The organism is Paraburkholderia piptadeniae, from assembly GCF_900007165.1.
Taxonomy (GTDB): Bacteria; Pseudomonadota; Gammaproteobacteria; order Burkholderiales; family Burkholderiaceae; genus Paraburkholderia; species Paraburkholderia piptadeniae.
On the sequence record NZ_CYGY02000027.1, the window covers coordinates 26,369 to 37,473 of the forward strand.

The 11,105-nt window shown below is 58.3% G+C and carries 8 protein-coding genes and 2 pseudogenes; 4 read left to right on the forward strand and 6 right to left on the reverse strand.

Going from position 1 to position 11,105, the window contains the following annotated elements; genetic code table 11:
• Positions 1 to 193 precede the first annotated feature (193 nt).
• Positions 194 to 2,349: pseudogene (locus BN2476_RS49915) on the forward strand (hybrid sensor histidine kinase/response regulator); the annotation flags it as partial.
• A 43-nt stretch (positions 2,350 to 2,392) separates the two neighbouring features.
• Here BN2476_RS49915 and BN2476_RS14310 read toward each other — a convergent pair.
• Both BN2476_RS14310 and BN2476_RS14315 read right to left on the reverse strand, forming a co-directional pair.
• Positions 2,393 to 3,103 carry an IS6 family transposase gene (locus BN2476_RS14310; protein ID WP_087734839.1) on the reverse strand — a complete coding sequence of 237 codons (711 nt, stop codon included), beginning with the start codon at positions 3,101 to 3,103 and terminating at the stop codon, positions 2,393 to 2,395.
• 66 nt (positions 3,104 to 3,169) lie between these two features.
• Positions 3,170 to 3,511: pseudogene (locus BN2476_RS14315) on the reverse strand (transposase); the annotation flags it as partial.
• 345 nt (positions 3,512 to 3,856) lie between these two features.
• On the opposite strand from BN2476_RS14315, the gene BN2476_RS14320 reads away from it, so the two are divergent.
• A complete protein-coding gene (locus BN2476_RS14320) occupies positions 3,857 to 4,471 on the forward strand; it encodes a hypothetical protein (protein WP_087734840.1) in 615 nt (204 codons plus the stop codon).
• Between the two features lie 33 nt (positions 4,472 to 4,504).
• Entirely contained in the window at positions 4,505 to 6,163 is a 1,659-nt protein-coding gene (locus tag BN2476_RS14325; RefSeq protein ID WP_143810963.1) for a hypothetical protein, read from the forward strand.
• Between the two features lie 950 nt (positions 6,164 to 7,113).
• Here the strand turns inward: BN2476_RS14325 and BN2476_RS14330 are convergent.
• From BN2476_RS14330 to BN2476_RS14355, 4 genes are all read right to left on the reverse strand, one after another.
• Positions 7,114 to 7,344, reverse strand: a complete 231-nt coding sequence (locus BN2476_RS14330) for a hypothetical protein (protein WP_087734842.1) — start codon at positions 7,342 to 7,344, stop codon at positions 7,114 to 7,116.
• 786 nt (positions 7,345 to 8,130) lie between these two features.
• Complete coding sequence (locus BN2476_RS14340; protein ID WP_235850830.1) at positions 8,131 to 8,370, reverse strand: HVO_A0114 family putative DNA-binding protein; 240 nt, start codon at positions 8,368 to 8,370, stop codon at positions 8,131 to 8,133.
• 548 nt (positions 8,371 to 8,918) lie between these two features.
• Positions 8,919 to 9,566, reverse strand: a complete 648-nt coding sequence (locus BN2476_RS14350) for an RES family NAD+ phosphorylase (protein WP_087734845.1) — start codon at positions 9,564 to 9,566, stop codon at positions 8,919 to 8,921.
• Positions 9,563 to 10,216 carry a hypothetical protein gene (locus tag BN2476_RS14355; protein ID WP_087734850.1) on the reverse strand — a complete coding sequence of 218 codons (654 nt, stop codon included), beginning with the start codon at positions 10,214 to 10,216 and terminating at the stop codon, positions 9,563 to 9,565. The genes BN2476_RS14350 and BN2476_RS14355 overlap by 4 nt, the downstream gene beginning before the upstream one ends.
• A 169-nt stretch (positions 10,217 to 10,385) precedes the next feature.
• Between BN2476_RS14355 and BN2476_RS14360 the strand changes: the two genes are divergently transcribed.
• Positions 10,386 to 11,027: a hypothetical protein gene (locus BN2476_RS14360; protein WP_143810964.1), complete on the forward strand. Its 642-nt coding sequence runs from the start codon at positions 10,386 to 10,388 to the stop codon at positions 11,025 to 11,027.
• The last annotated feature ends 78 nt before the right edge of the window (positions 11,028 to 11,105 follow it).

Genomic DNA, 11,105 nt, shown 5'->3' on the forward strand with positions numbered 1-11,105 from the left:
TGTCTATTCTCTGTCAACATGACGTGAACGGGCATCGACCGGCGACTCGAGCAAAGCATTGGAGCTAACGAACAGGGCGTCATGAAGCCAGATGTGTCTGGCGGATCGCTGCTTCCCAAGAAGCGCGATAGTCCGGCGGAGCCCTCGCTGCCAGATCACGTTTCCGGCGATGGCCATATAAGAGGTGGGGGGAATGATCGTGGCTGCGCAAGCATGGCTTCAGGCGTGGGAGACGTCATCAACTGTTGTTGGTATTTTTGCCAGCACGGCAGCAGGCGAGGTGCTGAGCTGGAATCCCGCGTGCGAGCGCATTTTTGGCTATACCAGGCAGGAGATCGTTAATAGCCCCATCGGGCGGCTCGTTACTGATGAAGACGAGTCAGCGCGCGTTTTTGTCAGTCTTGAGCGGGCTGCCGGAGAGGGCAGTACCGAGTTTGAGTGCTGGTGTCAGCGAAAGGACGGTAGCCGTTTCTGGGCCGAATTCGTCGCAACTGCTTTACCTGAGCTGCCGGATGGCCCGCAACTGGCGATCGTGGTTAGAGACGCGAGCGGCACGCGGCACGCCTATGACGAAGCTATCGATAGCGGCCGGGCGTTCCGGATGCTGGTCGAAGGCGTGAGCGATTATGCGATTTTCATGCTGGATCCCGACGGGATTGTGACGAGTGGAATCCGGGTGCACGACGGATCAAAGGTTATCGCCAGGACGAAATCCTGGGTTCACATTTTTCCCGCTTTTATTCCGTTGAGGACGCTGCGGCGGGCGTTTCCCAGCGCAGCCTTGATCTAGCGCGCCGCGAAGGGAACTTTGAGGCAGAAGGGTGGCGGGTCCGCAAGGATGGCAGCCGTTTCTGGGCGCATGTCGTCATTGATGCCATTCGTAATGAAGATGGGCAGGTCGTAGGGTTCGCGAAAATAACGCGCGACATTACCGACCAGCGCGAAGCCGCCGCGTTGCTTGAGCAGACCCGCAGGGAACTGTTTCAGTCGCAGAAGATGGAGGCCCTCGGCAAGCTGACGGGTGGGGTCGCCCATGATTTCAACAACGTGCTGCAGGTGCTGCGCGGCAATCTCGAGCTGCTGTCGGTCAGACACAGCATGGATACGTGGACGCGCGAACGGCTTGACAAGGCGGTGCAGGCGATCGAAAAGGGAGCGAAACTTTCCGCGCATCTTCTGGCGTTCGGGCGTCGCCAGCCGCTCGCGCCGGATGTTGTCAATGTTGGCGACATGCTCAGAGGTATGGATGATCTGCTGCGACGGGCACTGGGCGAGGACATTCTCATCGAGACTGTCATTTCGGGTGGGCTCTGGAATGCGATGCTGGACACGCACCAGCTGGAGAACGTCATTCTGAACCTGTCCATCAATGCACGGGACGCGATGCCGCAAGGCGGCAAGCTGACGCTCGAAGCGTCCAACGCGATGCTCGACGATGACTATACACACAGTCTGGAGGACGTGCCGTCCGGCCAGTACGTGATGGTGGCCGTGACCGACACCGGCACCGGCATGACGCCGGCGGTGATGCAGAAGGCGTTTGATCCGTTTTTCACGACCAAGCGGGAGGGTGAAGGTAGCGGCCTTGGCCTGAGCATGGCGTACGGGTACGTCAAGCAGAGCGGCGGGCACATCCGGCTGTATAGCGAGGTAAATCACGGGACGACGGTCAAGATGTACTTCCCGAGGTCGACGGGCACGGTCAGGGAACGTTCGCCGGATAACGCCAGACCAGCGGTGGGCGGCAGAGAAACGATACTCGTTGTCGAGGACGACCGGATTGTGCAGGCCACTGTCATCGAGATGCTGTCGACGCTTGGCTATGCCGTATTGAGAGCTGGAGATCCACAGCAGGCGCTCACTGTGCTTAGAAGCGGCGCGCGTATCGATCTGCTGTTCACCGACATCGTGATGCCGGGTTCGATGTCAACTCCGGAGATGGTTCGAATTGCGTTATCACTGGTACCAAGGCTGAAAGTGCTCTACACGTCAGGTTATACGCAGAACGCCATCATTCACCACGGGCGGCTGGACACGGATGTGCAACTGCTGAGCAAACCCTATAGCCGCGACGAGCTGGCCCGCAAGATCAGGCATGTACTCGACGCCAGTGATCAGGCCGGCAATGCGCCGGCCAGCGCGCGCAAGCCGGCGTCAAGGCAGGTGCTCATCGTTGATGGCGACCCCGAGTTGCTGGAAGCGACGTGTGAACTCGTGCGATTACTCGGCCACGAGCCGTGGCCAGCCGCGAGCGCGGAAGATGCACGCGCATTGTTCGAACGCAACAACTTCGACGTGCTGCTGACGGACCTGAAACTGCCGGGGATGTCAGGAAGGGTTCTGTCGCGATAATGATGGCAGGACGAGCGGTGGCCACCATAAGTAGGACTACTTATATAACCAGCGAATAGAACTGGTCAGCGACAGTTCGGGCACTGCCGTCATCTTTCATCTGCCCCTTGCGAATCATATGTATGACCTCGATGCCGGACAGGATGATGCGCGCGCAGCGAAAATCCTTGAAGCCCATCATCGGCCTGATGATGCGTTTGATGGCGCGATGGTCCTGCTCGACCCGGTTGTTCAGGTACTTGACCTGCCGGATCTGGATGGGCGTTTCCCGTTCAGCGTTCAGGGCCTCGAGTGCGGCCCGATTCGCGCCGCTCTTATCGATGGTGACGGTCCCGGGCTCGCCGTTACGCTTGATCGCCTTCTCGAAGTAACGCCGGGCTGCGGCCTTGTCACGACGGGCTCGCAGCAGGAAGTCGACGGTGGTGCCGGCCTTGTCCACCGCGCGGTACAGGTATTTCCATTGACCGCCCACCTTGACGTACGTCTCGTCCATGCGCCAACTGGTACCGACCGGACGTTTGTGTCGGTGAAACGCCTTCTCGAACAGCGGCACGAGCTTGATGACCCAGCGGTGCACCGTCGAATGGTCCACCTCAACACCGCGTTCGGCCATCATTTCTTCGAGGTTGCGCAGACTCAGCGAGTAGGCCACGTACCACCGCACGCACAGCAGAATCACATCCACCGGGTAGTGCAGGCGTTTGAGCACCCTGCCGATGCCTGGAGGCAGCGTCTTCTTCGTTTTCGACATTGTGTGGCCATCAACCATGTGGGGTGGCGAATCTTACCGCAACGCCTTACTGCGACACTACCGGTGCCGGAATTTGAGCAGCGTCGTCGCGTCCGGAACGGTTTCGCTGCCCAGATCAATGCCCACAAAACGGCGCAGGCTGAGGCTGTCATACAGCGCCTCTTCGCACGCAAGGTCGGCAAGGTTGAACCAGTGCTGCACAAAATGAATTCGCAACATGCGCTCCAGCGCGATTGGCGGCCGACCGTTGCCGCGTTTCGGGTAATACGGCTCGACCACCACGCACAGTTCGGCCCACGGCACGAGCCTGTTCATATCATCGAGAAACGCCTCGCGTCGCGTAGGTTTGCGCTGCGCTCCGAATTCCGCGCATTGATCGACCGCCATCGCCAGTGTCAGTTGTTTCACCGTTTTTGCTTTTACCGTCGCATGTCCACGCTATAACGCATGACAGCCATGAGTGGTGGACTTGATCAGTATTGCCTTAATCGGACGCAGCGCAGCTAAAGCACTCTCGTCTGTGCGATATCGCACGCAAGTACTCGAAATATCACCAGGAGAAAACCTGACTGATGCTCACAGTTCCCTGATCTATCTTCAAGCCTGTAAGGATTGTTCAAAAAGAATAAAACGAATATCCAGACGCGGACATTGCGAGCACATCGCGTTAGCGCTCGATTTCGCGCTGAAATCTACGTAGTTCAATAGCACTATCAATTCGTGGGCGTCGCACCTATCAAAGCACGACCCGCAATGACACAGGTTGACTATCAGTTATTATTGAAGCCTAGCTTGATGGAATCTGTCGGCGATTTTTTCGAAATGCTGCTGGACAAGGCAGACAGCGCGTCGGGGATTGAAAGATCGGCATGGAGTCGCCAGGCGGTGAACACCCTGTTCGACACTTACGGATTTGGAGTTGGAATCGGCAGTCCCCGCGCCTCGAGGTTTCCTCTCATCCTGCTTTCGAATCTTGGCATTGTCGGAACGATGTTTTTCTGCGCCTTTGTCTTGAAGTCCGTCATGACGCCGATTCCCGACAGTCGGCCAGCGATCGATCGCATGGTCTGCTATGCGTCCAGGCAGGCGATGTCTGGTGTGCTGGTTGTCACGTCGATATCAGGCACGTCGTTCGATCTCGGGCCGTGCTTTTATCTGTTTGCAGCTGCGGCGGCGGGGTTGTCGTCGCCTGCTCGTCGAGTCCCGGCGAGTGCGCGCGCTAAGAAGGCCGAAGTGCAAGTCTCCCCGTTCAGCGGGCAAACGAGACAACCGTGTCAACTTGTCCATGCTCCTGCTCCTCCCGCATTACCGTTGCTCGCGCCCCGTCAACGTGCACGCCGGGTACCGGCGTGGCCGCATAGCGATTGAACCGATGGGCGTGACGCCCGAGGAATTGCAGGAATGAAACGCGTCAGGTTTGTTAACCGTATTGCAAGTCTGTTTCATTTGCAAAACGATTTGAACGGGATTTCCTCTTGCCCAGAATGCCCGACTCAGGACAGGCTTACTTCGGATGCGGCTTCCGAAACCACGCGCTGGTATTCGACGAAGTGGGCTTATTTCGCTGCGATTTTTGTTGTGTTGGGTATTAGTGCCGTTTGGGCGAGCTCGTTTGGTTACCTGACCGTCGACTCCTGGAATTACCTGCATCTTGCCCTATCGATCAGGAGCGGGCAGGGATGCTCGGTGGGGGGCGCCTACTTTGCAACGTTTCCTTGCGGTTATCCGATGGCGATTGCCTTGACGGCGCCGTCGGTTGACCTCGGTGCCCTGATTATCAGCAGCAAGGTCACGAACTTCATTCTGCTGTTCATAGGTTTCTTCTTCCTGATGAAAACATTCAGGAATGTACTCGTTCCCGCTCTGATCATCATAAGTCCACTCACCATCGGGCTTTACCTGTACACGTGGTCTGAAAATCTCTTTCTGCTTGCATTCTGTTTGTCGCTGTTTGCAATATCCAGAATCGCGTACAACGTTTCATCACGCTGGTATAGCGTATTGCTTGCGTGCGCGCTTATTGTGGGATGTTCGTCGCGGTATGTTTTCGCTCCATTTTCGGTCGTTATTTTTATCGCAACCTGGATTGCTTATGGCAGAAGGACGGTTATCAGGGCATCGCATGCGTTCGTAGCAGCTGCAATCTTCTTTGTCGGATATGAAAAATTCAACGCGCTGGTGACAGGTTTTCCGACAGGCATGGTGCGTATCGCAGCACCAGAAACGTTCGTTTATCTGATGTTCAGGTTCGTACGTCAGATCGGGAAGGAGTTCATTCTTGCGGGGGTGTTGCTGCTGCTATTGCTATGGGGTTTGTCGCGGCCCCGAGGGTGGGCTACTGCGCTGCGCAGAGAGCCGCACTTCGATACACAGGCTTGTCGCCTGTTGGCGCTATGCGGTGCAGGCTACCTTTTTCTCGCATTTTTTCTGCGAACGGTGACGCAATACGATATCTATTCACCGCGAACGGTGAGCTACGGCCTCGTATTTGTCATGGCTGCACTCGTCGGAATGCTTACCCGCGTGAGAAGGAACTTTTATCCGGCCTTACCCGTGCTTGCCTTTGGCGTACTGAGCCTGCTTGCTTCGCAGGCGGAAATGCTCACGCGGTTGGCGGGAAGTATCACCAATCACCGATACGTTTCGTCCGTCGACGCGCTCGAGCACTATCGGAATTCAGGCACCGATGCGGACGTGATCGTCACGCTACGTCCACCCGATGTCGCGTTCACCATGGATGGCTATGCAAAGCTTTACTATCCGGAACGTGCGGTGATCCTCAATATCGAGTCTGCTCCATATTCGATACCCGATACCGTCGCTGACATGAGAAAGAAGATCGAGAAGACAAAAGCGCGGTCGTGCGTTATCGATTTCACGCCGTTCAAGAACAGACAGGAATTCGAGCGGTTTGTCGACGAAACGTTTCCTGTCGGGTTCAGCTTCCATTCGTTCTCGCACGTTCCACACGTCATCCGGCGACAGAGCCTCGATCCTGCGCTGCGGTCTCATTTGCTGGCGACGTTCCAGACTGGCCGCTACGTTCCCTGCGCATTTTGATTCCGGTTATAGCAAGCGGGTGCTTTGTGCATTGTCGCCGCGATGTGTTGCGTACCGTCGTGGCGCACGTTACTGTAAGCGGAACTCCTGAAGGCACCGCGCAAAGTAATGCGCACCGTGTGTTTCCGGTTTCTCGCTCCTCTGCTCGAAGCACGCGGACGGACTGGGCGGATTCTCGGGCTAACGTCAGGAACCGGGAGTGTTGCGCCTTGCAAGCGCATAAAAAAGTCAGTCGCCTGAGATGGCGATCGCGACAAAGCCTAGCCAGCGCCGCCGCGTACCGAGTCTTGCGTGGTGCCCGGTAACGGTTTGCGAAGCGTAGACAGGGAGGTTGCAGGCCGGAACATCAGTGAACGGAAAGATAGCCCCGAAATCGATCGTGGTTGAAGTAGCCGACCCTACCTGTAGGAACCGGAGGCGGGTGACCGCCTCCGGTGACACGGTGGAAAGGGCTGATGTTCGCGACGCGCAATTACACGCGAAAAAAATGCGGGAAGGGTTCTTTGGGGCCTCAACTTTTTAAGTGTGCCAGCGGCTGCTGTGCCTGAAGTCACCCACCTTGGACGTAAGCAAATCATCGCGTTAGGTGTCGTGCAGTGAGTGTTGCAATATCGCGACGCCGCCGTCCAGTTGCCAGGTGGGAGACGAAGAACGTTGGACCATCGTTTTTCGCGCGCCGAGTCCATTGTGTTCCGCCGTGTGAACGAAGAGAAAGCCGCGAGCGCGGTCTTTACAAAAATTCGATATCCTACTCAATTTGACATAAACCGAATTAGCAACTTTAAATAGGTATCCTAATTATATGTGACGGTAGCAGTGCATTGCAGTTTCGAGGACTGATCGGACTATGTGCATCCGCGGCGACACGTCGAGCGCTTCCCGGGTTCAGCCGAGCGGGCGGGCGAATGGGGCGTGGCTCTGGTCACAAACCCGCGTCTTCTGTCCGCGCTTCAGCGATGCCGGACAGTGCAGGGCGGTTTCGGCAACGGCTCCTCGTCCGCAATGGCGGTGCCGCAACGCACGGCAAACGCGAAGGCAGACTCCCGGTTGGCAAAATGGCCCGAGTCGCCGAGTGAAGTCGTTGCGCCGTCCTCTTCGAGGATCGAGATCCTGACAACAAACGTGTTGCCGGCCCTGAAGACGGATGGCTGGATGGCGACGCCGTGATGAACAAAATACATGGACGTCTCCCTTCGAGGTTGCCGATCCGGCGACTGCAAGCGATGCGATGCGTGTGTGCAACGAAGGTCTTCAGCGGGCCGTCGATGTACCGGAAAGCGTGGATTGCAAGTGTCACGCAGTGCCCGCGTGGGGCACGTTGAAATCGCACAGGAAAGTCCAACAACGGCATCCCCCACGGCGGCGGTACTGTTCGGCGAATCCCGCGCCGGCGCGAGCGGGCAGGGCCAATTGCGATAACCTATATACGAGCTGGGTGGACAAGGTAGACAGCGCAATGGGTCCGGAGAAAGAGGCGGCGAAGGTCGGGTGGCGGGAACCGCCGCGCGGCGCGGGTGACAGATTCGGGTGGGAACCTTGGCCATGTGGTGGCAGACGAACATGCGCGTTCTGATCATCAGCGCGATCCTGTTGGTCGTCGGGGCGCGCTCTTTCAACGCGCATGCGAAAGTCGACCAACTCTGTGTGTCCGTCCAGACGAGCACGTGTAATTCGATCTTGGCGCGATGTCAATGCACTTCTTCCGGGCGGACGAACGAGCCGGACAGCGTAGCGGAACAACAGAGGCGGTGTGCCCAGAGTTGTCAGGAGGATTATCAAAAGTGCCTCGCTGACGCTACCCGTTTGTGTTACCGGTAGGCGAACGTCGGGCGTGCCCGGCAGCACGCATTCCGGTGTCTTCGTGTTTCCCGCCGCGAAGCGCCCCCAGTTAAACCTGCGGCGTGGTATTCGAACGGCCACCAGACCAGCGCTGGCGGCATGCCTGCGCGGTCTGACGAAGAAAGGCGTTACGCGAACGACATTTCCAGACTGATGCCGGAATAGTTGATCCGTGGCGCGACCTCGCAACCCTCGCCTTTCTCGAAGTGCACCATTCCATACCGCTCCATCGTCTTGAGCGTGCGCGCCAGGTTGGATTTCTCGCGTCCAGACGTCCCGGCCAGCTCCGTCAATGATGACGGGTTTGTCCTGGCGATCAATGCCAGCAGGGCCTGATTCCTGCCCGACAGCGCAGTGGGAAGGACCAAGGCACTCGCGCTCGCATAAGGCAGCGTTTACGGGATTCCAAGGAGCGCAAGCGCCGGCTTGTCCCCCTGGCGGCCCCGCCCGCGGGTCGCCGCGAATGCCTTGGCGACAAGGGCCTCGCCCCGCCAAAAGAAAACGCCCACGTTTTTCACGCAGGCGTTTCCGTGGCCCCGCTACCGCGCCCCGTTGAACGGTCATCCCGTCCGTTACTCCGTCGGGGCCGGCTTCCGCGCGGCTCTCATCAAGTATAGGACGCGCACAGGTTCGGACCTATTTGCGAAGCCTTATGGGCGGCCAACCCATCCATCATCGTGCAGCAACAGGGGAGCCTCGACGCGGCTGACGTGACATCGCGATGGACAGACGGGGCCGATGGGTTCAACGAACGCTGCATTAGCCTCTTGAAGGCCCGATGTGCTATCGAACCCGCAAAAGGTAAGGATTTCCCGGAGTCCGGGGGCTTGAACTCCAGGCAAGTCCAAATGCTCGCGACGACCTAACGCACGGTTCAAAAGCCGAAGGCGCAAGTTACTGAGATCGCACCGGGTATTCAGGCTATACCGATCTTCAAACTCGCGGCAAGTTTGACCACCCTGCTGCGTGCAGGAAGTTCCGCGAGAGACACCTGCTCGATGACATTGAACGGTTTGTCTGGATAACCAGGCATTCGCTGACCGAACAGCATGATGCAACGACCGGCGTCATGACGACGGGAACCGTAAGCGATACCTTGAGCCTCTGGTCTTTGGTCAAATGCTGCTTGCGCCCACTGGCGCGTCTGCGCGTAAAAGGCTGGAAGACTTTCGATCAGGCGGTGTCGGTCCAGTCCCAGTGCAGGCAGATACGGACTGTGAAAACTGACACAGTGGATCGGATCATCGAATGCAATGCGAGCAATCCGATAGCTGTCCAGCTTGTCGAGGTCGAAGCTGCCTGCCGGGTTAAGGGGGACGTCGTGGAAGACCGACTCCATGATTGCGCAATTAAACGTGCTGGCTGCGTAGTAGGTATGGACGGGCGTTGCGTCCGGTTGTTCGAGCGGGGCGAACCGGGTGTCGCCCCAGCCCCTGGCAAAACCGGACGCCGTGTTCGGATGCGGATCGACTGAATAAACGTGATACCACTCCTGCACGTCTTCTCGTGTTATCTCCTCCAGTACGAACTCTTCGATCTCACGCGGAGCAGGGACCCAGGTCACGCGCTGTAGCTCCCATGATGGTGACCAGCCGCTGCCAGGACATCATCCGGTCTGTCCAGCGCGTCCTTGGGTGCCACTGGCCGGGGTTCTCCCGGGCCCTGCGTCGCGATCCAGCCGTTCGGAGCATGAAACCACGCTGCGATTTTCCACGTATCGGCAACCGGCCCGAGCGCGGCAAGGATCTCGCGAATGATGGGCAAGGGCTGGCACAGGGCATCGAACTGATATGCCGCAAAGTACTCCCGTCCGTTCACGTTCACGCTGAAGATTCGACCGCGGCGTTTCCAGTCGCTGGCAGGCTGCGATTTGCTGCCCGGCGGCGTCTGCTGCAGGGCGTTAATCTGCTCAGACGTCAGCCAGTCGCCCGATTCGAAAATGGCGCGCATTGTCGCCATTCGTTGCTGCCGCTCAAACAGCAACTCGTCGGATGGCTCGATGAGACGGGTCACCAGGCGCACAATTTCGTCCGCACGCTCGACCACGTCCCGACTCGCATCGGGAGTTGAAAACATCAGGCGTGCCGCTCTTTCGAAGCTTGCCTGGAAGGATTCCGCGACCGCTGGGTTGACGCCTGCCGGCAGCTGAATGCTGAACTGGACGTATCGATCTTCGCGGTCTTCGACCACCTTCGCGTGTTCATCCACAATCATTGCGGCCTCCGTATGCGCCAACATTGACGACATAATAGCATGTGTCGGCAAAGTCGGCGTAATCGCGTGCGTGCGCGGAACGCAGGCCGGAGAACAAAATCTTGTCAGACGGTATTGAGCAGGAAAAAATCGGACAAAATTGGCGTCCATTGTAAGGAATCGTGCAAAATTGACCTGCTTTCATCCGGATGAATTCCGTACGACCTATGCTTTTTACCTGGTTAGTCGGAATATAAGGGCGTTCATGGGCACACGGGAGACATTTGCCGCGTCATCGGGCAGCCTGATTGAGGCGTTCGACGCGCTGTGCGCGGTTCTCAACACGCAAGGACGCGAGTCGCTGGCATTTGCCCGCGCACGTGCGCGCTATGAGGTCGCTCATCTTTTCTGGCGCTCGCATCAGCTCCGGCTCAGGGCCGACGCCGAAGCGAGCCGCTTTACGTCGCCTGGCGCCGGCCGCCGGCTGCTCGTGGTTCACGAGCGCGAGCCGGTTGCGGCGTCCGTGCTGCAGATGGCGAAGCTCCAGGGGTTTGAGGCAGCGTCCAGCAGCTGCGAAGACCTTGCGGACAGCCTGTCTGCCTTACGTCCGCAACTGGTCTTTCTGGATGGCGAGCCGCATGGCGCGTCGAAAATCGAGGCGATCGACCTGTGCAGGCGACGGGCCAGGCGCTGCCGCATTGTGCTGCTGTCAGCGGCGCGCAACCCGACGCGCAGCTGGCCAGGTGTCGATGCGGTCATGACCAGGCCCGCGTCGGTGCAGGCCATACTGCAGCGCTGCTGCGAGCTGGTCCCGATGGCCGGGCTTGCCTGATCAAGGCGGGAAAAGCAGGACAGGTTGCCGCGGTCCGCAGGCCATGGCGAGTGCAATTTGACATAAGGTTATTTATCA

Bases quoted from the DNA above. Each gene is read 5' to 3' on its own strand.
- BN2476_RS14320 (WP_087734840.1), top strand. From the start codon at position 3,857: ATGACACAGGTTGACTATCAGTTATTATTGAAGCCTAGCTTGATGGAA.
- BN2476_RS14330 (WP_087734842.1), bottom strand. From the start codon at position 7,344: ATGTATTTTGTTCATCACGGCGTCGCCATCCAGCCATCCGTCTTCAGG.
- BN2476_RS14325 (WP_143810963.1), top strand. From the start codon at position 4,505: ATGAAACGCGTCAGGTTTGTTAACCGTATTGCAAGTCTGTTTCATTTG.
- BN2476_RS14310 (WP_087734839.1), bottom strand. From the start codon at position 3,103: ATGTCGAAAACGAAGAAGACGCTGCCTCCAGGCATCGGCAGGGTGCTC.
- BN2476_RS14355 (WP_087734850.1), bottom strand. From the start codon at position 10,216: ATGATTGTGGATGAACACGCGAAGGTGGTCGAAGACCGCGAAGATCGA.